The following is a 22,096-nucleotide window of genomic DNA, read 5'->3' as shown; positions in this document are numbered from 1 at the left end:
GGAGGCACGGTGCCAGCTGGCACCGTGCCTCCTGTCCGTCCCGGTCCCGCTACAGGACCCCGATGGCGGTCGCCCGCCACTTGCCGTGCCGCGTCTCCAACCGCATCGCCACCGCGCGTGCGTGACTGCGCGTGTGCACGACGACGGTGGCCTCGGCGACCCCGTCGGCCGGTCGGCAGACGAGCACGCTGCCCACCCGCAGCACGGGGCGCGCCCGCGACCGACGGTGCACCGAGCGCGCGTGCGCGGCCACCGCTGCGCGCTGCTGCAGGTGACGGTGGACGTCGTCGGTGATCCACCGGGCGATGCTGTCGACCTCGCGCGACCCGGTCAGCACCTCCGCGACGCACAAGCCCAGTGCGCGGGCGGTCTCGGCGGGGTCCGGCGGGCCGCTCACCGGCTCCTCGGCCGGTGGTGGCCCGACGATCGTGAGTGGCGGCGCGTGCGCCGTCGTCGTCTGGTCGATCCGGCGTGCCTGCTCTGCCACCCCTGCCCCTTCCGTTGCTGGAGCGAGCGTATGGGGCGTGCAACATACGAAATACGAGCGCTCCGGGCCTGTGGAGAGCGCGACCTTCTCCACAAGTCGGCGCACCTAGACTGGCGGGGTGTCGACCCTCAGTGACCTCGTCCTCGCGCAAGGCCGTTCCTCCGAAGCCGACGTGGAGTGGCTCCACCTGCTCGTGGGGGACTGGCAGCTCCTCGCCGACCTGTCCTTCGCCGACATGGTCCTGTGGGTGCCGACCGCCGAGGACGGCTCGTTCGTCGCCGTCGCGCACGCCCGCCCGAGCTCCGCGGCGACGCTGTTCTACCGCGACATCGTCGGGCAGGAGATCCGCGAGGAGTGGCGCGGCCAGGTGACCGAGAGCTTCGCCGGGTCCCGCGTCGTCGACTCCGCCGAGCCCGACTGGTACGAGGACACCCCCACCCGGGTCCGCGCGATCCCGGTGCTGCGGCGCCTCAGCGCGAAGAGCGCGCAGACCACCGATCGGCCGATCGCCGTCGTCACCCGGCACTCCAACCAGGACGAGATGCGGACGCCGAGCCGCCAGGAACTCAACTTCACCGCGAGCGCGAACGACCTGTTCGGCATGATCGCGACGGGTGACTTCCCGGACCTCGGTGCACCGGCCGGCCCGCGCCGTGGTGCTCCCAGGGCCAGTGACGGTCTGCTGCGTCTCGACACCGCCGGCATCGTCACCTTCGCCAGCCCGAACGGCCTGAGCGCCTTCAACCGCATGGGCTTCGAGGGCGAGCTGGAGCGGAAGTCCCTCGCCGAGGTCACCACCGAACTCATCGGCGCGCAGCTCGACGTCGACGAGTCCCTGCCCCTCGTCGTCACCGGTCGTGCTCCGTGGCGGGCCGACATCGAGTCGAAGGGCGTGACGGTGTCGCTGCGGTCCATCCCGCTCCGCGACCACGGCGACCGCATCGGTGCGATCGTGCTCTGCCGCGACGTGTCCGAGCTCCGGCACCAGGAGCGCGAGCTCATCACCAAGGACGCGACCATCCGCGAGATCCACCACCGCGTCAAGAACAACCTGCAGACGGTGGCGTCCCTGTTGCGGATCCAGGCCCGTCGCACGCACTCCGACGAGGCGCGGACCTCGCTGCAGAACGCCATGCGCCGGGTGGCCGCCATCGCGGTCGTGCACGACACGCTGTCGAGCGGCCTGAGCCAGACGGTCGACTTCGACGACGTCTTCGACTCGGTGCTCAAGCTCGTCACCGAGGTCGCCGCGTCGCACAACACGACCGTGCACCCGAAGAAGACCGGCGAGTTCGGCGTGCTGCCGTCCGAGGCCGCCACGCCGCTCGCGCTCGGGCTCACCGAGCTGGTCACGAACGCCGTCGAGCACGGGCTGGACGGCCGCGACGGCGAGGTCGAGATCGTCGCCCGCCGCTTCGACGACCACCTGGAGATCGAGGTCCGCGACAACGGTGTCGGGCTTCCCGAGGGGAAGGTCGGTTCGGGCCTCGGCACCCAGATCGTCCGCACGCTCATCCAGGGCGAGCTCGGTGGCACGATCGACTGGCACACCCTGACCGGCAGCGGCACCGAGGTGACGATCACCATCCCGTTCCGCTGGCTGACCGCCCCGGCCTAGCCCCGGGGGCGCGCCCGCGGGAGTTGCGCGTCGGGTTCGCGCCCGCGCCGAGGTTCCGAGATCTGCGCATCTCGGCGTGCGATCGCGCGTGTTGCGGAACCTCGACGGTCAACGCACGGCGTGTTGTGGAACCCCGAGGACCAGCGCACGGCGTGCCGCGCCGCCCCGCGCCCTCCTCCCGCGCCGCGCACGACGACGCCCGCCGTCCCCGAGGGGACGACGGGCGTCAGTGCGTCAGGCGGTACCGGGTCAGGAAGCGCGGCGAGCGCGGGCGGCGCGACGCTTCAGCGCACGACGCTCGTCCTCGCTGAGGCCACCCCAGACACCGGAGTCCTGGTTGTTCTCGAGTGCGTACTGCAGGCACATCTCGGTGACCGTGCAGCGCGCACAGACCGACTTGGCCTTCTCGATCTGATCGACGGCGGGCCCGGTGTTCCCGACGGGGAAGAAGAGCTCGGGGTCCGCGGTGAGGCAAGCTGCCTTGTCACGCCAGTCCATGTGTGGTGCTCCTTGATGTCGATGCTCGAACGGCAGGCCGGGGCCGGGGTTCGGGGGATCGGAACGCTGACCATGCATGAGGCATGAGGGGACAACTGTGGGGAGGAGTCCGCTGGAAGCGAGTCTGACGCCCGCGTGACGCTCGGGGGAGGAGCGACGAACCACGGGAGACGCACACCACATCGTGCCGTCCAAACGACCTCGAATATCGTTCCATACTGGTAGGGGCAAATCAAGGGTTCCGATGCTGGAGGATCACTGTGCACGATGACGACCCGACCGCGGTCGACCGTCCTGAGCCACGTTCACGCGCCTTGATCGGCCTGCTGGTGGTGGTCGGCCTCGAGTTCGCGGCGCTCGTCGTGGTCACCGTCGTGCTCGTCGTCGAGCTGATCGTCGCACCGGCGTCGAGCCTGGCCTCCGGGATCGCCCTGACGATCCTGTCGGCCGTCGCGGCGCTCTGGCTCGGTGCGCTGCTGAACGGCCTGTGGAAGCGGCGCGCGTGGGTGCGCTCGGGGATCATCGTCTGGCAGGTGCTGCAGGGTGCGATCGCGATCGGCGCGTTCCAGGGCGTCTTCCGTGAACCGGCGGTCGGTTGGGTCCTGCTGATCCCCGCACTGCTCGGCATCACGTTCGTGCTGTCGCGGTCGGTGACGGCCGCGCTCGCGCGTCCCGTGGAGTAGACGCGGCCGGAACGACGGACGGGAGGCGCGGTGCCAGCTGGCACCGCGCCTCCCGACTCGCTGCGGTCCGGTCCTCAGACCAGGCCGAGCTTCTTCCGCAGGCTCGCCACGTGTCCGGTCGCCTTGACGTTGTACAGCGGCAGCTGCACGGTGCCGTCCTCGTCGACGACGATCGTGGAGCGGATCGTGCCGGTCACGATCTTGCCGTAGTTGTTCTTCTCGCCCCACGCGGCGTACGCCTTGTGCACCGCGAGGTCCGGGTCGCTCAGCAGCGGGAACGTGAGTGCCTGCTCGTGCTGGAAGGTCTTGAGCTTCGCCTGCTCGTCCTTCGAGACGCCGAGCACCTCGTAGCCGGCCGCCTGCAGCGACGACATGTTGTCGCGGAAGTCGCAGGCCTCGGTGGTGCACCCGGGGGTGGACGCCGCCGGGTAGAAGTACACGATGACCTTCTTGCCGCGCAGTGCGGCGAGCGAGTGCTCGACACCGTCCTGGTCCGGCAGCGTGAATTCGGGGGCGGTGTCGCCGGCGGCGAGACGGTCGGTCATGGTGCTCCTGTTCGCTCCGTGCCCACGAGTGGTCGTGAGCACGCAGAACCCATGCTATTGTTGATTCCCGTTGCGGCACGGAAGCCGGAACATGCACCTCTAGCTCAATTGGCAGAGCAACTGACTCTTAATCAGTGGGTTCTCGGTTCAAGTCCGAGGGGGTGCACCGCAACCACGAAGGCCCCGACTCATCGAGTCGGGGCCTTCGTGCGTTCCCGGGGTGTGGACGGGTTCCGAGCGGGACACGCCCGAGGTGCATCCGGCGGTCGGATTCAGTCGGCGGCCACGTCGACGATCCGTTCCTCGCCCACGACGAGGTCGACCGCACCGGCCGAGGCTGCTGCGAGGTCCGCGGTCAGGGTCGGCAGCGCGTCGGCGGTCACCCAGACCTCGAACGTCGCCGCAGGTCCGTACACCGTCGCACCGAGGGACGCGTGGTGGTGCCGGACCCAGTCGCGCAGGACGTTGTCGAGCCGGCCGGCCTCGGCGTGTGGGACGTCGAAGTGCACCTGGGTGAGCGCCTCGCGTCGGACGAGCGCGGCGGTGTCCAGGGCCTCGGAGACCGAGCTCGAGTAGGCGCGGACGAGTCCGCCGGCGCCGAGCTTCACGCCGCCGAAGTACCGGGTGACGACCGCCACGACGTCGGTGAGGTCGCGGCGCCGGAGCACCTCGAGCATCGGCACGCCCGCCGTGCCGGAGGGTTCGCCGTCGTCCGACGACCGTGCCTGGTCGCCGAGCGTGCCGGTGACCATCGCGGTGCAGTTGTGCCGGGCGTCCCAGTACCGGCGCTTCACCTCGGCGATGACGCGCTCGGCGTCCGCCACGTCCGACACGGGAGCGACCGTGGTGACGAACCGCGACTTCGTGATGACGATCTCGTGCTCGACCGGTTCGGCGATCGTCGACGGGAAGCTGCGGGCCATGCCCCGAGGCTAACGGCGTGCACCGTGTCCGCCGCGCTACGATGTCGTGCACGCACGGTTGGGGAGGAGTCCGACATGGAGACCGGTGATCCGAGGGGTGGGGTCCTGGACGCCGCCGAACTCGCACGGCGCATCAACCTGCTGCTCGACTTCGAGGAGTCCCAGCGCGGGGCTCCGGTGCCGTTCGCCTCGATCGAGGAGTACGTCGCCACCCGGGGTGGTTCGCTCTCGCGGGCGAAGTGGACCTACATGCTCTCCGGTGACGGCCGACGGAACCGCGACACCGAGCTCCTGCGGCTCCTCGCCGGGTTCTTCGAGGTCGACGAGCGCTTCCTGCTCGAGGACAGCGACGTCCCCGAGCGCATCGGTGCGCAGCTCGCCCTCGTCCGCTCGCTGCGCTCCGCCCGCGTGAGCGGGTTCGCCGCACGCACCTTCCCCGGCGAGCTCTCACCCGAGGCGCTGCGGCGCATCGCCGAGGTGCTCGAGGAGGAATCACAGCGCGGGAGCATCGCATGACCGACCCGCTGCTCGAGTCCTTCTGGGCGCGCGGTGCGGCCGAGGAGTGGTCCGACGTCGACCAGGCCGTCGCGGCCGCTGCCGTCGTCGTCGACAAGCCGATCGTCGTCCGCGAAGAGGCGTTCCTCGCGACGGAACCCGTCTGCGGCTTCGTCGCGACGCTCGAGCACGCGCACCTGATCATGATCTCGCCGACCGCGTCGCCCACCTTCCGGGCGTTCGTCATCGGGCACGAGCTCGGCCACGTCCTGCACCGGCACCAGGAGCACGCACCGCAGTCGGCGTACATCCGCGACGTCATCCCGGACCTGCCCGAGTACAAGGTCGAGCGGGCCCTGGCGCGGGGGATGTTCTCGAACACGTACGAGCACGAGGCCGAGGTCTTCGCCGACGAGCTCGCGACGCTCATCCGACGACACCGGGGTCGTCCGAGCGCCTTCCGCGGGGTCTTCGGGTGATCGTCGCCGTCGTCCAGGCGGTGCTGCTCATCGCCGGGACGATCGCGCTCTTCGTCCTGCAACGCGGGCAGGACCGCACCCTGGCGGTGACGTTCCTGTTGTTCGCCGCCACCATCGTCACGAACGTCGATCCGCTGTACCGCGGGCTCGACCCGCTGCTCGGTGGGTTCAACGTCGTGACGGTGGTCAGCGACTGCCTGATGGTCGCCGGCACGAGCACGCTGCTGTGGGGCGTGGCCAAGGCGGTGGGAGCGGCCCGGCCGTGGCTCCGGAACGCGATCGTGGTGTCGTTCGCCGCGGTCGTCGTCGTGGTCGTCGTCGCCTTCACGGTGCTGGACAAGCCCGCCACCACGACGACGTTCATGCTCGACGCCGGATCGCACCCGGCCGCGACGGTCTACTCGATCGCACAGACCCTGTACCTCGGGGTGGCGCTCGGCGCGACGGGGTTCATCTGCGTCCTCCGGTTGCGCGAGGCACGGACGACGACGGACCTGGTCGGGCTGTGGGTGCTGGTGCTCGGCGGCGTGCTCGGCGTCGTCCGGATGGTGGTCGTCGTGGTCATGGACCTGGCGCACGTCCTGGGTGACCTGGACCGGATGCGGTCCCTCGCGCTGCCGTACGACGTCACCACGCCGGGCGCCGTGATCTGCGTCTCGACGGGGATGCTGCTGCTGGTGATCGGCCACCGGGTCTCACGACGTCGCCGCACCCGGCGGGTCGCCGCGGCGCTGCGCCGTCTCGCACCGCTGCACGAGCGGATCGGCGCGGACAACGCCTACCCGTCGACGGACGACCCCGCCACGCGGTTGAGCCGCGCGATCGTCGAGGTCAACGACGGGCTCCGGCGGTCGCGTGCGTCGTTGACCGATGCCGAGCGAGCCGCACTCGCCGAGGCCGAGGCGGCACTCGACGCCGCGTAGCCCGAACGGGTGGCTCGACGGTCCGCGGACGCCCGTGTAGGGTTTGTAGCAAGTGCTACAGATTCTGTGGCCCGTCGGGTGGGTCTCGGCCGCGTTGGGGGCGGCCGAGCACCACCGACACTCGTTGTCTAGACTCGGACGGTGCTCGTCTTCGCCGCAGTCGTCCTGTTCATCGGTGCCGTCTTCAACGTCGTCACCTGGCCGCGCTTCTTCCAGCGCGTCGCGAAGGACACCCGCGCACGTGACGCCGCGGGCAAGCCGACGACGTTCTACACGGTGCACCTCGTGCTGCTGCTCATCGCGCTCGCGATCGCCGTGGCCGCGGTCGTCGCCGGCATCCTGCTGCTCGTCTGAGCCGTCCGCCGTCCGCCGTCCGCCGTCGGGCGTCGCTTCAGCGCTGCTTCAGCGGCGCACGGCAGGATCGTCGCCATGCGCGTGCTGGTGGTCGATGACGAGGTACGGCTCGCCGACGGCGTCCGTCGCGGCCTCGAGGCCGAGGGGTGGGCCGTGGACGTCGCCCACGACGGGGTCGACGGTCTCTGGCACGCCCGCGAGTTCCGGTACGACGCGATCGTCCTCGACCTGATGATGCCGGGGATGAGCGGATGGGCAGTGTGCGCGCAGCTCCGGGCCGACCAGGACTGGACGCCGGTGCTCATGCTCACCGCCAAGGACGGCGAGTGGGACCAGGTCGACGCCCTCGACGCCGGTGCCGACGACTACGTCACGAAGCCCTTCTCGCACCCGGTCCTCGTCGCGCGCCTGCGTGCGCTCGTCCGCCGTGGTGCGCGGGAGCGTCCGACGGTGCTGACGGTTGGTGACCTCGTCGTCGATCCCGCCGCGCGGTCGGTGACGCGTGCGGGGACCGTCGTCGACCTGACCAGCCGGGAGTTCGCGGTGTTCGAGTACCTCGCCCGACGCGCCGGGCAGGTGTGCTCGAAGCGCGAGGTGATCGAGAACGTCTGGGACGTCGACTTCGAGGGCGACCCGAACATCGTCGAGGTGTACGTCGGGCACCTCCGCCGCAAGCTCGACCGGCCGTTCGGCCGGACGTCGCTGGAGACCGTCCACGGTGCGGGCTACCGGCTGGGAGCCGACGGTGGCTGACCGCGGTCGCACCCGTCCCCGGCGGTTCCGCTCCGTCCGCGCACGGACGACGCTCGGCGCGGGCGTCGTGGTGCTCGCAGCGCTCGTCGTCGGTGCCGTGGGCTTCGTCGTCGTCCTCCGCCTGGTGCTGCTCGACGGCGTGCGGACCGCTGCCGAGGCCGGCCTCGAACAGGTGTCGTCACGGGTCGAGTCCGACGGCGCCGGGGCGGTGACCGACTACGAGGACGTCCTGGTGCAGGTGATCGGTGACGGCGGCTCGGTCCTCGCGCACGGCGAGGACGCCGACGCCCCGGCGCTGTCCACGGCCGACGAGTCCCGGTGGTCGCACGACGGTGAACGCTGGCTGCTCGTCTCCGACGACGTCGACCTGCCCGGTGGGGGTGAGGCGACCCTGGTGTACGGCGTCTTCCTGGAGCAGACCGACACCGCGATCCGGACCGCCGTCGTGCTCCTCGCCGTCGGGGTGCCGGTCCTCGTCCTCGTGCTCGGGGTGGTGACCTGGTCCGTGACCGGGCGGTCGTTGCGTCCGGTGGAACGGATGCGGACCGAGGTCGAGACGATCCGCGCTGCCCAGCCGGACGCCCGCGTCGTCGTGCCGGACACCGGAGACGAGGTCGCCCGGCTCGCGACCACCATGAACGCCATGCTCGACCGTCTCGACCGGTCGGCTGCCGGGCAGCGGCGGTTCGTCTCCGACGCGTCGCACGAACTGCGGTCGCCCATCGCGTCCATCTGCCAGCACGCCGAGGTCGCCGCCGCACACCCGGACCGGACCGACGTCGGCGAGTTCTCCGACGTCGTGCGGTCCGAGGCCGTGCGGCTGCAGGACCTGGTGACCGGGCTGCTCGAGCTGTCGCGGCTCGACGAGGGCGGCACCGGCACACGACGCGCCGTGGACCTCGACGACCTCGCGCTCGACGCCGTCGCGCGGGCGCGCGCACGGGTGCCGGCCGGCGCCACCGGCGACAGCACGATCCGGGTCGACGGTTCGGGGATCTCCGCCGCGCGCGTGCTCGGCGACGAACGGCTGCTGACGGGGGTGGTCCGCAACCTCGTCGACAACGCCGTCCGGCACGCCGTGTCACGCGTCACGGTGGCGCTCGTCGAACAGGACGGCGCTGCGGTGCTGACGGTCGACGACGACGGTGCCGGGGTCCCCGCGGGCGAGCGCGACCGGGTGTTCGAGCGGTTCGTCCGGCTCGACGAAGCCCGCAGCCGTGACGCCGGTGGTGCCGGACTCGGTCTGGCGATCGTGCGGGACGCCGTGCGGGCGCACGGCGGCGAGGCGACGGTGACGGACTCCTCGCTCGGCGGGGCGCGCTTCGTGGTCCGCATCGCACTCGGCGGCTGAACAGGCGGCTTCAGGTCTGCTTCAGCACCCCGACGACATGCTCGTCCCATGACCTTCCGCACCCAGCTCCAGAAGCCCGCCGCCCGCCGCGTCGCCGCCCTCGCCGCCCTGCCGGTCGTGGCTGCACTCGCCCTCACCGGCTGCTCCTCCGACGACACGGCCGACGGCTCGTCCGACTCCGCCGCCTCGTCATCGAACGGGTCGTCGACCACCGGCGCCACCGGCGGGGGTTCCACGACCGCGGCCTCCGCCGCGTCGAACGACGCCCTGCTGGCCGCCGTCGCGACCGCGCGGAAGAGCGTCGGGTCCGGCACCGTGATCTCGGTCGAGCAGGAGCAGCGCGGCAGCGCCCACGAGGTCCTCGTCGTGACGAAGGACGGCACCGAGCACGAGGTGCACACCGATGCGGACGGCACCGGTGTGACGGGCACCCCGCAGACGGAGACCGCGGACGCCGACGACCGGGCCGAGCACGAGCGGTTCGTCGCCGCTGCCGACCTCGACGTCAGCAAGGCCGTCAGCGCCTTCGAGGACCTGCACGCCGGTGCGATCACCGAGCTCGGCCTCGACGACCACCTGGGCAAGGTGGTCTGGGAGGGTGACGTCGTCGACGGGTCCGGGACGAAGCACAGCGTCCGGATCGACGCCGGTTCGGGTGACGTCGTCACCGACCAGGTCGACACCGACGACTGACCCGACCGTCAGTCGGCCAGCGGTGGCCCGAGCACCTTCCGAACCGCCAGCGCGGCGAGCTGCTCGTCCGAGGTGTCGAGCAGCACGCGGAACGTCTCCGGTCCGGTGACGAACTCGACGCACACGGCGTCCTCGTCACACGGCCCGAGGCGCCACCCCGTCACCGCGTCCATCGGCACGGAGACCCGCGCCGCCCGCTGGTAGTCGGTCTCGGCCTCGAGGCGGTCGGGGAACACCCGCAGGCGTCCGTACGCGCCTCGCCAGCTCAGCTGGAGATCGAGGGTGGGTGGAACAGACGCAGGGGAGACAGAGCGGTCCGGCACCCGCCGATCGTACCGACGGGTGCCGGACCCACTGCATTCCGCGCGCGGCGTGCTGCGCTCCCGGGACAGATCAGGCGGTGCCGTTCGACCCGCTCTGGTCGTCCCCGTCACGACGGACCTGGTTCGCCGGGTCGCGCACCCCGATCGGGTACGGACCCGTGACGCCCTGTCGGAGGGACGCGATGCGCAGGATGCGGTCGCGCTGCAGGAACCAGCCGACGACGAGCAGCGGGATCACGATCACCAAGGACGCGATCGTGTAGGTGCCCACCGGGTAGTCGATGGCCATCAGGACGATCACGGACGCCAGGAACGCCAGGGTGAGCCACGCGGTCACCGGGGCACCGGGCAGCTTGAAGGACGGCTCCTTCGCCAGCCCCTGCTTTGCCCACGACCGGAGCCGCATCTGGCAGAGGATGATCGTGCCCCACGCCGTGATGATGCCGAGGCTCGCGATGTTCAGCGCGATCTCGAACGCCTGGCTCGGGACGAAGTAGTTCAGGACGACGCCGGCGACGGTGAAGCCGGCCGTGAGCAGGATGCCGGCGTACGGCACACCGCCCTTCGACATCTTGGTGGTCCACTTCGGCGCCGAGCCGTTCATGCCCATCGAGTGCAGCGCACGACCGGTCGAGTACAGGCCGGCGTTGAGCGAGGACAGGGCCGCCGTGAGCACGACGAAGTTCATGATGCCGCCGACGATCGACCCGACCTGCGGGTTGCCGAGCGACGAGAAGAACGTCACGAACGGGCTCTCGCCCTCCTTGTACGCGGTGTACGGCAGGAGCAGGGACAGCAGGATGATCGACCCGACGTAGAAGACCGCGATGCGGAACACGACCGAGTTGATGGCGCGGGGGATGACCTTCTCGGTGTTCTGCGTCTCACCGGAGGCCGTGCCGACGAGCTCGATCGCCGCGTACGCGAAGACGACACCCTGGATCACGATGACCGCGGGGAGCAGCCCGTTCGGGAACAGCCCGCCGTTGTCACCCCAGATCGAGAAGCCCGTCCGGACGGCTTCGCCACCGGCCTCGACCGGGAACGCGAAGACGAGCCAGATGATCGCGACGACGAGGAACGCGACGAGCGCGGCGACCTTGATGAGGGCGAACCAGAACTCGAGTTCGCCGAACACCTTGACCGCGACCATGTTGGCGGCGAGCACGACGATCAGGGCGATCAACGCGAGGAGCCACTGGGGTGCGGCGGTGAACGCGGACCAGTACTGCAGGTAGATCGCGACGGCGGTGGTGTCGACGATCGAGGTCATCGCCCAGTTGAGGAAGTACATCCAGCCGGCCGCGTACGCGAACTTCTCGCCGTAGAACTCACGGGCGTACGAGATGAACGACCCCGACGACGGGCGGTGCAGCACGAGCTCGCCGAGGGCGCGGAGGATGAAGAACGCGAAGATGCCGCAGACCAGGTAGGTCAGCGCGAGCGCAGGGCCCGCGGTGTGGAGTCGTCCACCCGCACCGAGGAAGAGTCCGGTGCCGATGGCCCCACCGATCGCGATCATCTGCAACTGCCGGGGCTTCAGGCCGTGCTGGTAGCCCTCTTGCTCGTGCGAGAAGTCGTTCGCCGGGGCTCGGTTCACGCCCGTGTCGTTCTGCGCTGTCATGCGCGACAACCTACATGCGCGCGGAACCGGGGCGGCACACAAACCTCCGAACGAGCTGATCTGTAACGAGACGGTCACGATCCCGATCCCCGTGTGCGTGGGCGACACGCCGCCACCGGGGTACAGCGGTGCCCGGATTCCGGCGGACGCCGATTGTGATCGGGGGACAAGACACCGGTAGGTTTGAACGTCCCCACAGGCCGTTGGCCGGGGACACGACGACCAGGACGCGTCCACGGCCAGCAGCGCCGGGGCCGTACGGTCGGCCGGACCGGGACCGCCCCGAGCGTGGTCCCCGCGTGCGTGATCGCTCGCTCTGCGCCGTTGCGCGGGGCTCGACGTGGCCGCGCGCACCGTCCCGGGCGACCCGTTCGCAACCACACCGTCGCCGCACGCGCGCTCCGTCCGCCGTGGCGACGCGAGGAGATCAGTTGTCCATCGCACCACCCGAGAGCCGGCACACCCCGTCGCCGGACCCCACCAGCACGTCTCCGGACGCCACCGCGTCGCCGGCGGTCAGCGTCCGCGACGTCTACAAGGTGTTCGGCCGCCGACCCGCCGAGGCCGTCCGACGCCTCGCCGCCGGCGCCACCCGCGACGAGGTCCGCGAGCAGGGATCGGCCGCGGTCATCGACGCGTCCTTCGACGTCCGACCCGGCGAGATCTTCGTCGTCATGGGGCTGTCCGGCTCCGGCAAGTCGACCCTCATCCGGATGCTCAACGGCCTGCTCGAGCCCACCGCCGGCAGCGTCGAGATCGGCGGCCGGACGGTCACCGGCGCGACGCCGAAGGGGATCCGTGACATCCGCCGGTCCAGCGTGTCGATGGTGTTCCAGCACTTCGCCCTGCTGCCGCACCGCACCGTGCTCGAGAACGTCGCGTTCGGGCTCGAGGTGAACGGCGTCGACAAGGCCACCCGGCTCGCGAAGGCCCGCGAGGTCATCGACCTGGTCGGCCTGGACGTCTGGGCCGACGCGAAGCCCGACGAACTGTCCGGCGGCATGCAGCAGCGCGTCGGCATCGCCCGCGCCCTCGCCGCCGAGACCGACGTCCTGCTCATGGACGAGGCGTTCAGCGCACTCGACCCGCTGATCCGCCGCGAGATGCAGGAGCAGCTCGTCGACCTGCAGCAGCGGCTCGGCAAGACCATCGTCTTCATCACGCACGACCTGAACGAGGCGATGTTCCTCGGTGACCGGATCGCCGTGATGCGCGACGGCCGGATCGTGCAGATCGGGACGCCGGAGGACATCCTGACCGACCCGGCGAACGACTACGTCGCCCAGTTCGTGCAGGACGTCGACCGCGCCCGGGTGCTCACCGCCGCCAGCGTCATGGAGCCCGCCCGCGCCACCGTCCCGCTCACCGTCGGTCCCCGTGGCGCGCTGCGCACCATGCGGGACCTGCAGACCGCCGCGCTCTTCGTCACCGGACGGGGCAGGAAGCTCGAGGGCTGGGTCCGGGACCGCCACGTGATGCGCCAGGTCAAGGCCGGTGACACGAACCTCGACGCGATCGTGAACACCGAGTACGCCCGGGTCGCTCCCGACACCGCGCTGACCGACCTGTTCGAGCTCGCTGTCGAGTCGCCCCTGCCGATCGCCGTCGTCGACGACGAGGGGCGTCTGCTCGGCGTCGTGCCGCGCGTCACACTGCTGGCCGCGCTCGGCAACGTGCCGACGTCGACCATGCCGATCCCGGTGCTCGAGCCGGTCACCCGCATCTCCGACTCCGACATGGACTCGACCCTCGCCGAAGGAGACCACGCATGATCACCCCCGGTACCAACTCCTTCGGCGACTTCCACCTGCCCCTCGGCACCTGGGTCGCCGCGATCGTCGACTGGATCACCACCTACCTGTCCGGCTTCTTCGACGTCGTCCGCTACGTGTTCACGTGGATGGACGCGTGGATGGAGTACTTCCTGTCCACCCCGCCGTTCTGGGTCGTCGTCGCGGTGCTCGTCGTGCTGGCGTTCCTGGCGAAGGGCTGGAAGCTCGCGCTCGGCGCCGCGATCGGTCTGCTGTTCATCGTCAGTGTCGGGCAGTGGACGAACGCGATGAACACCCTCGCGCTCGTCGTCGTCGCAGCCGGCCTGGCCGTCGTCCTCAGCATCCCGCTCGGGGTGTGGGCCGCCCGGTCCGACGCCGCGAGCCGGATCATCCGCCCGGTGCTCGACTTCATGCAGACGACCCCGGCGTTCGTCTACCTGATCCCGGCACTGCTGCTGTTCCGCGTCGGCGTCGTCCCCGGCATCGTCGCGACGATCGTGTTCGCGATGGCCCCCGGCGTCCGGCTCACCGAGCTCGGCATCCGCGGCGTCCCGAGCGAGGTCGTCGAGGCCGGTGCCGCCTTCGGGTCGAGCCCGTGGCGCATCCTGCGCCAGATCCAGCTGCCGTTGGCGAAGGCCAGCATCATGGCCGGCGTCAACCAGGTCATCATGCTGTCGCTCTCGATGGTCGTCATCGCCGGCATGGTCGGCGCCGGCGGGCTCGGCGAGCAGATCGTCGCCTCGCTGAACCGCATCGACGTCGGTCTCGGGGCGGAGGCCGGTCTGTCGGTCGTGGTCCTGGCGATCCTGCTGGACCGTCTGACCGCAGCGCTCGGCGGTGACGCGAGTGGTGCCTCCCGGCCCTGGAAGCGCAAGCGGAAGCCCACCGTGACCGCGACGCCGAACGCGGCGACCGCGCAGACCGCCGCCACCACCGAAGCGGTCAGCGACCGCCAGACCGTCGACGCGTGAGGAAGGAACAGATCATGAAGCGAACCAAGCGCACCCTCGCGGCGGCCGTCCTCGCCGTCGCCACCGCCGTCGGCCTGTCGGCCTGTATGCCGCCCGGGTACTACGGGGCCTCCGGCACCGTCGACAACGGCGACCAGAAGTCGATGCACGTCGTCGTCTTCAACGGCTGGGACGAGGACACCGCCGCCAGCTACCTCTGGAAGTACGTGCTCGAGCAGAAGGGCTACGACGTCCAGCTGACGAACTCCGACGTCGCGCCGGCCTACACGGGCCTGGCATCCGGCGACTACGACGTCGTCTTCGACACCTGGCTGCCCAACACGCACAAGGAGTACATGGACACGTACGGCAAGGACCTGACGGACCTCGGCGCCTGGAACGAACAGGCGTCCCTGGAACTCGCCGTGCCGGAGTACTCGGACATCGACTCGATCGACGAACTCAAGGCGCACGCGTCCGACTTCGGCAACAAGATCATCGGCATCGAGCCCGCCGCCGGTGAGACGAAGGTCGTGTCCGAGCAGGTCATCCCGCAGTACGGGCTGGACGGCATGGACTTCATCACGAGCTCGACGCCGGCGATGCTCGCCGACCTCAAGGCCTCGATCGCGAAGAAGGAGGACGTCGTCGTGACGCTGTGGCGCCCGCACTGGGCGTACGACGCCTTCCCGATCAAGGACCTGGAGGACCCGAAGGGTGCGCTCGGCAAGAACGAGGAGATCCACACGATCGCCAAGAAGGACTTCGCCGACGAGTTCCCGCAGGCGTCGAAGTGGATGGAGGACTTCGCGATGGACTCCGACACCCTCTACTCGCTCGAGAACGCGCTCGTGAACAGCGGCGCGAAGGCCAGTGAGTACCCCGCGATCACGGAGAAGTGGGCTTCCGAGCACCAGGACTTCGTGGATTCGCTCACGTCCGGCGAGTAGCCAGCAGGTCGGACAGGAGGCCCGGTGCGCGTCGTGCGCACCGGGCCTCGTCGCGTGCGTGGCCGGGTTCCTGAACGACGGCTGTCGTGCGTTGCTTCGATGGAGGGATGGACATCCTCCTCCGACTCCTCGTCGCGATCGGGTTCGCCCTCCTCATCACCGCCGCCGCCGCGGTCGTCCTGCACCTGGTGCTCCGGACGATCGCGCGCCGGGAACGGTGGGCCGGCGTGCTCTCGCGGCGGGCGAAGCACCCGTTCCGCACCACCCTGCTCGTGGTCCTGCTCTGGATCGCGTTCACCTCGAGCGTCCCGCGCGACGCCGACGCGTACCCGTGGCGCGACGAGGTCGTGCACGGCTTCCTGATCGTCACGATCGCCGTGGGCTGCTGGCTGGCGTGCCAGATCGCGATCTTCCTCGAGGACCTCGGTCTGCACCGGTTCCGCATCGACGTCCCCGACAACCGGCAGGCTCGCCGCATCCGCACGCAGGTCCTGATCATCCGACGGCTGACCGTCGCCGTCCTCGTCATCATCGCCGTCGGCGCGATCCTGCTCACCTTCGACGGCGTCGAGGCGGCGGGCGCGAGCGTGCTCGCGAGCGCAGGACTCATCTCGGTCGTCGCCGGTCTGGCAGCGCAGTCGACACTCGGCAACGTCTTCGCGGGCATGCAGCTCGCGTTCTCCGGGTCGATCCGCGTCGACGACGTCGTCGTGGTCGAGCAGCAGTGGGGGCGGATCGAGGAGATCACCCTCACCTACGTGGTCGTGCACCTGTGGGACGACCGGCGCTTCGTGCTGCCGTCGACGTACTTCACGAGCACGCCGTTCGAGAACTGGACGCGCACGAACAGCGAACTGCTCGGCGCCGTCGAGATGGACCTGGACTGGCGGGTCCGGCCGGGGGAGATGCGCGAGGAGCTCGACCGCATCCTCGACCGCACCGAACTGTGGGACCGCCGCGTCAAGGTGCTGCAGGTGACCGACGCCGTGCAGGGGTACGTGCGGGTGCGGGTCCTCGCGACGTCGCACGACGCGCCGTCGCTGTTCGACCTGCGCTGCTACATCCGCGAGGAGCTCGTCGAGTGGATCCAGCGCACCCACCCCGACGCCCTGCCGGTCCAACGCGTGCTCATGGTCGACGAGACGGCGCCGCGGCGGCGCTCGGCGTCGACCGCTGCCGACTCGGCGCTGTTCGCGCCGGGCCAGGAGGACCGCGCGGCGCTCTTCACCGGCCCGATCCAGACGTCCGACATCCCGCCGTCGGAGCGCTGACGGGCGCCACCGGCGCTGCGGAACCAGGTTCCGTGGACGGGGCTGACGACGGACGGGAGGCCCGTGGCGGATCCGCCACGGGCCTCCCGTCCGTCATGGGGTCGCGGCCTGGACCTAGGGCTGGCGCGCCTTGACGGCGCGGTCGTCCTCGACCACCGTGCCGATCGCCACGATCGTGGTCGCGACCCACGCGACCCACGTCAGGGCGAGCCGCCAGTCGCGGGGTCCCTGGCGGGTGGTCTGGAGCACGCTGTAGCCGCTGATGAGCGAACTCCACACCGCACCGTTGAACATGAACTTGCGCACAGAGGCCTCCTGTCGTCGTGCTCCCAACGCTACCGGTCAGTACATTGGAGCGCCGCCGGACACCCTGCCCGGCGCACTCGTGGAGGAGCGCCCGTGCGTCAGGCCGTCATCGGAGCAGTGCTGCTCGTCATCGGCGCGGTCTGCGTCGCCCTCGGGCTGCTGCCGCTCGACGACCTCGGGGTCCTGGCCGAGCGGGTCCTGCCCGTCCTCGGGTTCGTCCTCGGGCTGACGATCGTCGCCGAGCTCGCCGCGGACGCCGGCGTGTTCGACCGACTCGCCGACGTCGCCGCGCGGGTCGGCGGCGGACGCACCATCGGGCTGTGGGGCGCGGTCGTCGTCCTCGCCGTGCTCTGCACCGTGTTCCTGTCCATCGACACCACCGCGGTGCTGCTCACCCCGATCGTGATCTCGCTGGCGCGGCGGGTGGGTCTGCCGCCGATGCCGTTCGCGCTGACCACCGTCTGGCTCGCGAACACCGCGTCCCTGCTGCTGCCGGTGTCGAACCTGACGAACCTGCTCGCCGTCGACCGGATGGGTCTGGGCGGCCCGCTGCCCTTCGCCGGGCTGATGGCCTGGCCGGCGGTCGCCGGTGTCGTCGTGCCGTGCGTCGTCCTGCTCGTGGTGTTCCGCGGCAAGCTCTTCGGGCGCTACACGCCGGTCTCGGTGCGCCGTCCGTCCGACCCGGTGTCGTTCTGGGCGGCGTCCGCCGTGCTCGTCGCGCTCGTCGTGGCGCTGACCGCCGGCCTGACGGTGTGGATCGCGGCCGTCGCCGGTGCCCTCGTGCTGGTCGTCGTCGCGGCCTTCCGGTCGCCGGCCGAACTCCGGCCGTCGCGCGTGCCGTGGTCGACGCTGCTCTTCGCCGCCGGGCTGTTCGTGGTCGTCGAGACCCTGCACAGCACCGGGCTCACCGACCCGCTCGTGCAGGCGCTCGGCAACGGCACCGGGACCGGGCCCCTCCTGCTGCTGGGCGGCGGGGGAGCGGTGGCGGCGAACGCGATCGACAACCTGCCCGCGTACCTGGTGCTCGAGCCCGCCGCCGGGCACGAGGCCGTGCGGTACGCCGCGCTCCTCATCGGTGTGAACGCCGGGTGCCTCGTGACACCGTGGGCGTCGCTCGCGACCCTGCTGTGGCACGCACGGCTGTCGGCCGAGGGCGTGCACCTGTCGTGGGGGAAGTACATGGCGCTCGGGTGCGTCGCGGCGCCGCTCACCGTGGTCGCCGGGGTGCTCGCACTGGCGATCTGAGGCGGGGTCGCCGGTCACCGATCGCACCGTGCGTCCCGATCGCATGGTGCGTGTTCGGTCGTTCGGTGCGGTGCGGGCTGCCTGGTGCGAGCTCGTGGTGGCGCACGGTGCAGTCAGTCGTGCACGGCGCAGCGAAGCCTGCACGGTGCCGTTCCTTCCCATCCGCAGCGGTCAACAGACCGAACTCGCACCGGCCGAACAACCTCGCACCGTGCGACGGCCGCGGGCGGTCAGAGCCAGTCGCGGGCCTTGAAGACGCGGTAGAGCACGAGCGACGACGCGACGATGAGCGCGAGCGAGACGTACAACCCGCTCCAGGCACCCTCGCCCGGGAACGTCACGTTCTGCCCGAAGAAGCCGGTGATCGCGGTGGGGATCGCGATGATCGCGGCCCAGCTCGTCACCTTCTTCATCACGGTGTTCTGCCGGTTCGACGACAGGTTGAGGTTCGTGTCCAGGACGCTCGAGACGGCGTCGCGCAGCTGCTCGACGGAGTCAGAGATCGACACCAGGTGGTCCTCCACGTCACGGAAGTACGGTCGGATGCCGTCCGCGATCGTCTCCGCGTCGCCGTGCAGCAGCGAGGCGACGCTGTCGCGGGTCGGGACGACGAGGCGCCGGAGCACGCCGAGGGCCTTGCGCAGACGGAACGACCTGCGTTGGATCTGCCGCTCGCGGGCGTTGCCCCGTTCGAACAGGTCGTCCTCGAGGTCGTCGATGCGCCGTTCGATGTCCTCGACGGCGTCGGTGGCGTGGTCGACGACGGCGTCGAGCAGTGCCCACACGAGCCACGGGACCCCGTGGCCGGCGATGTCGGCGTTCGCCGTGAGCCGGTGCTCCATCGCCGAGGTGTCCACGTCGGCGCCGTGGATGGTGACGAGGGCGTGCTCGGTGACGAACGCCTTGACCTCGTGCGTGACGAGTTCGCCGTCGTCGCCGAGCCCGCCGACGTCGTAGACGACCAGGAACAAGCTGTCCCGGTAGCGGTCGAGCTTGGCGCGCTGGCCGTGCTCGACGGCGTCCTCGACGGCCAGGGCGTGGATGCCGAGTTCCGCTTCGACCTGCTCCAGATCGGCGTGCGTGGGGTCGGTGTAGTCGACCCAGACGATGCCCGAGTCGGCGATGACGTCCGAGATCCGGTCGACCGGGAAGTCCTGCTCCGTCGCGTCGCCGCCCCGCCACGCCCGTGTCCTGACCATGCGCGTCAGCCTAGTGAGACGGCCGGCCCGGGGATCCCAGGCCGGCCGTCGGGGTGCGTCCGTCAGTACGCGGAGACGAGCTTCCCGTCCTCCACCTTCAGGTACTGGTTCACGTCGAAGCTGTCCTCGCCGTGCTCCTTGTCCCCGAAGTACGAGGTGTAGTCGTACTCGACGACGCCGTCCTTCGTGCTCTGCACCATGACCGTGCCCGAAGCGGAGGCCTCGACCTCGACCTCCGGCATCGTCGTGACGTCGTAGCGGACGGCACCGTCGGCGTCGTACGGGCCGTACCAGGGGCACCCGCTCAGCGCGCTGAGGTCGGTCTTCGTGGCGCAGTCGTCGATCAGGTCGGCCACGTACTGCTCGGCGTCCTGCTGCAGCGCCTTCGTCGCGGTCGGCGAGAAGTCGACGTACCCGGAGGACGTCGCGCCGACCGACACCTGCTCGGTGCCACCGGTGAAGTACTTGGTCCCGCCGACCTCGACCTCGTACGTGCCGGGGTAAGCGAGGGAGGTGAACCGGCCGTCGCTGATCTCGCCGATCTCCTTGCCGCCGACCGTCACCGGGGCGCCCTCGAGCACCTCGGACGCGGTCAGGGTGACGGTCTGGGCGAGCGGCTCGGTGACGCGCCACTCGTCCTTCACCAGGAACGAGGTGCCGGTGCGCCGCAGGCTGACCTGGCCGGAGCGGTTCTTCCCGTCCTGGGTGTAGCTGACGGTGGCGAGAGCACTGTCACCGCTCGTCGACACGCGGCCGACGCGGATGTCCGACGGGCGGTCCTTCGCGCTCTTCAGCACCGCGGTGTCGAGCATGGCGGCGTCGGACGGCACCTCGCTGAGTCGCGCGGCGGTGTCCGCGTCACCGCTCGCGATGGCCTGCACGTACGACTTCACGGTCGGGGCCGGACCCCACACGTTGGCGCGGAGCACCCCGGTGGTGACGGCACCCGCGATGACGACGACGACCACGGCGCCGCCGGCGATGAGCGAGCGGACCAGGATCTTCTTGGCGCGCGGCGACATCGGGGCGGGTGCGGGCGCGCCACCGCCGACGAACGGCTGCGCGGGCTGACCGGGGTGGTCGACACCGGGAGTCGCCGACCACGCGGCGCCGGTCGGGTCCGCGGTCGGGGCCGGGAACGCCCCCGGCGCAGCCGAACCGGCGGGCGGGAACGCCCCCGGCGCAGCCGAACCGGCGGGCGGGTAGGTGCCGGGCGCGGACGATCCCGCCACCGGTGACGTGCCGGGGGCCGGCGATCCCGCTGCCGGGAACACCGGCGCGGCCGCCGGACGCGGGTCGGCACCGACGAGGCGCGACGTCCGCAGCACGACGCCACCGCCGAGGCGGGGGAGCAGCACGGGTGCGAGGTACCGTGCCACGGCCTCGATCGCCCCGCCCCAGAGCGCGAACACCAGCGGCGTCCACGGGGCGATCCCGACCGAACCACTGCCGCTGACCGCGCTGACGCCCGTCGCCTGGTACGACACCAGACCGGTGCCGAGCACGAAGAGCAGCAGCCCAAGGGCGAACCAGACGACCGGGGTCACGACCCAGTCCAGCGTGGTGCGGAACCGGTCGTTGCGGCGGACGGCGAGCGCGAGGCCCGCGACGACCGAGGTCACGACGACGAGCAGGACGACGAGCCAGGTCCAGCCGCCGGCGCCGCCGAAGACCGACGCCGTGCTCCCGGCCGAGCCGAAGCCGGACAGCCCGACGCCGCCGAGGAACCCGAGGGCGGTGAGCGCGACCGCGACGTTCCCGACGAGCACCGGCAGCGCCGCACCCCACGAGGGCTGCCCGATCAGGGCGACGACGATGACGACGACGGTCACCAGCACGACGAGCACCGTGAGCTGGGACGCCGCGACGCGCAGGGTGCCGAGGACACGACCGGCGAACACGTTCCGGCCGAGGAGCGCCGAGGGACGTGCGAGCACGGCGGCGAGTGCGCCGATCACGAAGGCGCCGAGGATGCTGCCGAGGCCGACCGCGTGCACGGGGTCGATGGCGGCGCCCGGGACGGCGGGGAACCGGATGGCCAGGATGCCCGCGGCGGCGTTGGTCAGCACCGTGGTCACCAGCCCGGACAGGACGGCGGTCAGCACGATCGGGGTGCGCCCGAGGTCGCGGGTGCGGATCCGGCGGGTGAGGACGACGGCCAGCACGACCTGCGCCGCGAGCACGAGCACCGGGACGACGGCGAGCGCGCCGGACCCCGACCCGAGGAAGCCGATCGAGCCGGACAGGTGCAGACGGCCCAGGTCGGCGAGGGCGACCAGCTGGGCGGGCGTGCCGAGCAGGACGCTGACCCCGGAGAGCAGCGACTGGACGTCGGGCGTGCTCCCGGAGCCGATGTCGGGCGTGCTGCCGGTCGATCCCGATCCGACGGAGGCGGATCCCGATCCGCCGGCTGCGAGCACGGCGACGGTGAGGAGCAACGAGATCGCGGCCACGACGTAGGCGGCGACCCAGCCGCCGACGGCGGCGAGCACGGACGCCAGCCAGTCACGGCCGGTCACCGACCGCAGCAGACGGCCGAAGGCATCGGACGACTGCGGGGCGACCGGGGCGCCCGGCGCGGCCTGGGCCGGCTGTCCCGGCGGGAGGGGCGGAACGGGCGGGTTCGGTGGGTTCTCGCTCATGGCTGGTGGGTC

Annotated in this window: 23 protein-coding genes and 1 tRNA gene; 15 read left to right on the top strand and 9 right to left on the bottom strand. The window is 71.0% G+C overall.

Annotated features, from left to right (window positions below):
* Nucleotides 1–49: 49 nt before the first annotated feature.
* On the bottom strand, nucleotides 50–487 hold the full coding sequence (locus ACXKZB_RS12340) for an Rv3235 family protein (protein WP_488823306.1): 438 nt from the start codon (nucleotides 485–487) through the stop codon (nucleotides 50–52).
* 118 nt (nucleotides 488–605) lie between these two features.
* On the opposite strand from ACXKZB_RS12340, the gene ACXKZB_RS12335 reads away from it, so the two are divergent.
* The gene (locus tag ACXKZB_RS12335) at nucleotides 606–2,105 is read left to right on the top strand and encodes a sensor histidine kinase (protein ID WP_488823305.1); all 1,500 of its coding nucleotides are present in this window, start codon (nucleotides 606–608) and stop codon (nucleotides 2,103–2,105) included.
* 249 nt (nucleotides 2,106–2,354) lie between these two features.
* On the opposite strand, the gene ACXKZB_RS12330 is transcribed toward ACXKZB_RS12335, so the two are convergent.
* The gene (locus ACXKZB_RS12330; protein WP_017888820.1) at nucleotides 2,355–2,603 is read right to left on the bottom strand and encodes a WhiB family transcriptional regulator; all 249 of its coding nucleotides are present in this window, start codon (nucleotides 2,601–2,603) and stop codon (nucleotides 2,355–2,357) included.
* Between the two features lie 260 nt (nucleotides 2,604–2,863).
* On the opposite strand from ACXKZB_RS12330, the gene ACXKZB_RS12325 reads away from it, so the two are divergent.
* Entirely contained in the window at nucleotides 2,864–3,286 is a 423-nt protein-coding gene (locus ACXKZB_RS12325; RefSeq protein WP_123313689.1) for a hypothetical protein, read from the top strand.
* 74 nt (nucleotides 3,287–3,360) lie between these two features.
* Here ACXKZB_RS12325 and bcp read toward each other — a convergent pair whose 3' ends face one another.
* Nucleotides 3,361–3,831, bottom strand: a complete 471-nt coding sequence (bcp, locus tag ACXKZB_RS12320) for a thioredoxin-dependent thiol peroxidase (RefSeq protein ID WP_488823304.1) — start codon at nucleotides 3,829–3,831, stop codon at nucleotides 3,361–3,363.
* 93 nt (nucleotides 3,832–3,924) lie between these two features.
* Between bcp and ACXKZB_RS12315 the strand changes: the two genes are divergently transcribed.
* Nucleotides 3,925–3,997, top strand: a tRNA-Lys gene (locus ACXKZB_RS12315).
* A gap of 106 nt (nucleotides 3,998–4,103) precedes the next feature.
* On the opposite strand, the gene ACXKZB_RS12310 is transcribed toward ACXKZB_RS12315, so the two are convergent.
* Nucleotides 4,104–4,754 carry a YigZ family protein gene (locus tag ACXKZB_RS12310; RefSeq protein ID WP_488823303.1) on the bottom strand — a complete coding sequence of 217 codons (651 nt, stop codon included), beginning with the start codon at nucleotides 4,752–4,754 and terminating at the stop codon, nucleotides 4,104–4,106.
* A 75-nt stretch (nucleotides 4,755–4,829) separates the two neighbouring features.
* On the opposite strand from ACXKZB_RS12310, the gene ACXKZB_RS12305 reads away from it, so the two are divergent.
* From ACXKZB_RS12305 to ACXKZB_RS12275, 7 genes are all read left to right on the top strand, one after another.
* Nucleotides 4,830–5,270: a hypothetical protein gene (locus ACXKZB_RS12305; RefSeq protein ID WP_488823302.1), complete on the top strand. Its 441-nt coding sequence runs from the start codon at nucleotides 4,830–4,832 to the stop codon at nucleotides 5,268–5,270.
* The gene (locus tag ACXKZB_RS12300) at nucleotides 5,267–5,728 is read left to right on the top strand and encodes an ImmA/IrrE family metallo-endopeptidase (protein ID WP_123313686.1); all 462 of its coding nucleotides are present in this window, start codon (nucleotides 5,267–5,269) and stop codon (nucleotides 5,726–5,728) included. The genes ACXKZB_RS12305 and ACXKZB_RS12300 overlap by 4 nt, the downstream gene beginning before the upstream one ends.
* Complete coding sequence (locus tag ACXKZB_RS12295) at nucleotides 5,725–6,651, top strand: hypothetical protein (RefSeq protein ID WP_488823301.1); 927 nt, start codon at nucleotides 5,725–5,727, stop codon at nucleotides 6,649–6,651. Before ACXKZB_RS12300 ends, ACXKZB_RS12295 begins: the two co-directional genes overlap by 4 nt.
* Before the next feature lie 141 nt (nucleotides 6,652–6,792).
* Complete coding sequence (locus ACXKZB_RS12290; RefSeq protein ID WP_111085956.1) at nucleotides 6,793–7,005, top strand: SCO4848 family membrane protein; 213 nt, start codon at nucleotides 6,793–6,795, stop codon at nucleotides 7,003–7,005.
* 75 nt (nucleotides 7,006–7,080) lie between these two features.
* On the top strand, nucleotides 7,081–7,758 hold the full coding sequence (locus tag ACXKZB_RS12285; RefSeq protein ID WP_488823300.1) for a response regulator transcription factor: 678 nt from the start codon (nucleotides 7,081–7,083) through the stop codon (nucleotides 7,756–7,758).
* Entirely contained in the window at nucleotides 7,751–9,109 is a 1,359-nt protein-coding gene (locus tag ACXKZB_RS12280) for a sensor histidine kinase (protein WP_488823299.1), read from the top strand. The genes ACXKZB_RS12285 and ACXKZB_RS12280 overlap by 8 nt, the downstream gene beginning before the upstream one ends.
* Before the next feature lie 48 nt (nucleotides 9,110–9,157).
* Nucleotides 9,158–9,802 carry a PepSY domain-containing protein gene (locus tag ACXKZB_RS12275; RefSeq protein ID WP_488823298.1) on the top strand — a complete coding sequence of 215 codons (645 nt, stop codon included), beginning with the start codon at nucleotides 9,158–9,160 and terminating at the stop codon, nucleotides 9,800–9,802.
* Nucleotides 9,803–9,810: 8 nt separating this feature from the next.
* On the opposite strand, the gene ACXKZB_RS12270 is transcribed toward ACXKZB_RS12275, so the two are convergent.
* Together ACXKZB_RS12270 and ACXKZB_RS12265 are read right to left on the bottom strand one after the other, a co-directional pair.
* Entirely contained in the window at nucleotides 9,811–10,125 is a 315-nt protein-coding gene (locus ACXKZB_RS12270; protein ID WP_488823297.1) for a hypothetical protein, read from the bottom strand.
* A 70-nt stretch (nucleotides 10,126–10,195) separates the two neighbouring features.
* Complete coding sequence (locus ACXKZB_RS12265; RefSeq protein WP_488823296.1) at nucleotides 10,196–11,749, bottom strand: amino acid permease; 1,554 nt, start codon at nucleotides 11,747–11,749, stop codon at nucleotides 10,196–10,198.
* A 431-nt stretch (nucleotides 11,750–12,180) separates the two neighbouring features.
* Between ACXKZB_RS12265 and ACXKZB_RS12260 the strand changes: the two genes are divergently transcribed.
* From ACXKZB_RS12260 to ACXKZB_RS12245, 4 genes are all read left to right on the top strand, one after another.
* The gene (locus ACXKZB_RS12260; RefSeq protein WP_456796512.1) at nucleotides 12,181–13,521 is read left to right on the top strand and encodes a quaternary amine ABC transporter ATP-binding protein; all 1,341 of its coding nucleotides are present in this window, start codon (nucleotides 12,181–12,183) and stop codon (nucleotides 13,519–13,521) included.
* Nucleotides 13,518–14,492: an ABC transporter permease gene (locus ACXKZB_RS12255; protein WP_222657978.1), complete on the top strand. Its 975-nt coding sequence runs from the start codon at nucleotides 13,518–13,520 to the stop codon at nucleotides 14,490–14,492. The genes ACXKZB_RS12260 and ACXKZB_RS12255 overlap by 4 nt, the downstream gene beginning before the upstream one ends.
* Before the next feature lie 14 nt (nucleotides 14,493–14,506).
* Nucleotides 14,507–15,421 (top strand): glycine betaine ABC transporter substrate-binding protein, encoded by a 915-nt coding sequence (locus ACXKZB_RS12250; protein WP_123313678.1) that lies wholly within the window; start codon nucleotides 14,507–14,509, stop codon nucleotides 15,419–15,421.
* 107 nt (nucleotides 15,422–15,528) lie between these two features.
* Nucleotides 15,529–16,692, top strand: a complete 1,164-nt coding sequence (locus ACXKZB_RS12245; protein WP_488823295.1) for a mechanosensitive ion channel family protein — start codon at nucleotides 15,529–15,531, stop codon at nucleotides 16,690–16,692.
* A 114-nt stretch (nucleotides 16,693–16,806) separates the two neighbouring features.
* On the opposite strand, the gene ACXKZB_RS12240 is transcribed toward ACXKZB_RS12245, so the two are convergent.
* Nucleotides 16,807–16,998 (bottom strand): hypothetical protein, encoded by a 192-nt coding sequence (locus tag ACXKZB_RS12240; RefSeq protein WP_488823294.1) that lies wholly within the window; start codon nucleotides 16,996–16,998, stop codon nucleotides 16,807–16,809.
* A gap of 93 nt (nucleotides 16,999–17,091) precedes the next feature.
* On the opposite strand from ACXKZB_RS12240, the gene ACXKZB_RS12235 reads away from it, so the two are divergent.
* The gene (locus tag ACXKZB_RS12235) at nucleotides 17,092–18,243 is read left to right on the top strand and encodes an SLC13 family permease (RefSeq protein ID WP_488823293.1); all 1,152 of its coding nucleotides are present in this window, start codon (nucleotides 17,092–17,094) and stop codon (nucleotides 18,241–18,243) included.
* Nucleotides 18,244–18,473: 230 nt separating this feature from the next.
* Here the strand turns inward: ACXKZB_RS12235 and ACXKZB_RS12230 are convergent, their stop codons facing one another.
* Entirely contained in the window at nucleotides 18,474–19,442 is a 969-nt protein-coding gene (locus ACXKZB_RS12230; RefSeq protein WP_488823292.1) for a magnesium transporter CorA family protein, read from the bottom strand.
* A gap of 62 nt (nucleotides 19,443–19,504) precedes the next feature.
* The gene (locus ACXKZB_RS12225; RefSeq protein WP_488823291.1) at nucleotides 19,505–22,084 is read right to left on the bottom strand and encodes a hypothetical protein; all 2,580 of its coding nucleotides are present in this window, start codon (nucleotides 22,082–22,084) and stop codon (nucleotides 19,505–19,507) included.
* Nucleotides 22,085–22,096: the final 12 nt, after the last annotated feature.

It is taken from the genome of Curtobacterium sp. ABR8, assembly GCF_057812125.1.
The sequence above is the reverse complement of the archived record's forward strand: the minus strand, read 5'-3'. Positions and strand labels throughout refer to the sequence as shown.

Excerpts from the sequence above, each read along its gene's own strand:
- ACXKZB_RS12225 (WP_488823291.1), bottom strand. The coding sequence starts at position 22,084 with ATGAGCGAGAACCCACCGAACCCGCCCGTTCCGCCCCTCCCGCCGGGA.
- ACXKZB_RS12305 (WP_488823302.1), top strand. The coding sequence starts at position 4,830 with ATGGAGACCGGTGATCCGAGGGGTGGGGTCCTGGACGCCGCCGAACTC.
- ACXKZB_RS12265 (WP_488823296.1), bottom strand. The coding sequence starts at position 11,749 with ATGACAGCGCAGAACGACACGGGCGTGAACCGAGCCCCGGCGAACGAC.
- bcp (WP_488823304.1), bottom strand. The coding sequence starts at position 3,831 with ATGACCGACCGTCTCGCCGCCGGCGACACCGCCCCCGAATTCACGCTG.
- ACXKZB_RS12310 (WP_488823303.1), bottom strand. The coding sequence starts at position 4,754 with ATGGCCCGCAGCTTCCCGTCGACGATCGCCGAACCGGTCGAGCACGAG.
- ACXKZB_RS12255 (WP_222657978.1), top strand. The coding sequence starts at position 13,518 with ATGATCACCCCCGGTACCAACTCCTTCGGCGACTTCCACCTGCCCCTC.
- ACXKZB_RS12275 (WP_488823298.1), top strand. The coding sequence starts at position 9,158 with ATGACCTTCCGCACCCAGCTCCAGAAGCCCGCCGCCCGCCGCGTCGCC.
- ACXKZB_RS12330 (WP_017888820.1), bottom strand. The coding sequence starts at position 2,603 with ATGGACTGGCGTGACAAGGCAGCTTGCCTCACCGCGGACCCCGAGCTC.
- ACXKZB_RS12245 (WP_488823295.1), top strand. The coding sequence starts at position 15,529 with ATGGACATCCTCCTCCGACTCCTCGTCGCGATCGGGTTCGCCCTCCTC.
- ACXKZB_RS12300 (WP_123313686.1), top strand. The coding sequence starts at position 5,267 with ATGACCGACCCGCTGCTCGAGTCCTTCTGGGCGCGCGGTGCGGCCGAG.
- ACXKZB_RS12285 (WP_488823300.1), top strand. The coding sequence starts at position 7,081 with ATGCGCGTGCTGGTGGTCGATGACGAGGTACGGCTCGCCGACGGCGTC.
- ACXKZB_RS12250 (WP_123313678.1), top strand. The coding sequence starts at position 14,507 with ATGAAGCGAACCAAGCGCACCCTCGCGGCGGCCGTCCTCGCCGTCGCC.
- ACXKZB_RS12230 (WP_488823292.1), bottom strand. The coding sequence starts at position 19,442 with ATGGTCAGGACACGGGCGTGGCGGGGCGGCGACGCGACGGAGCAGGAC.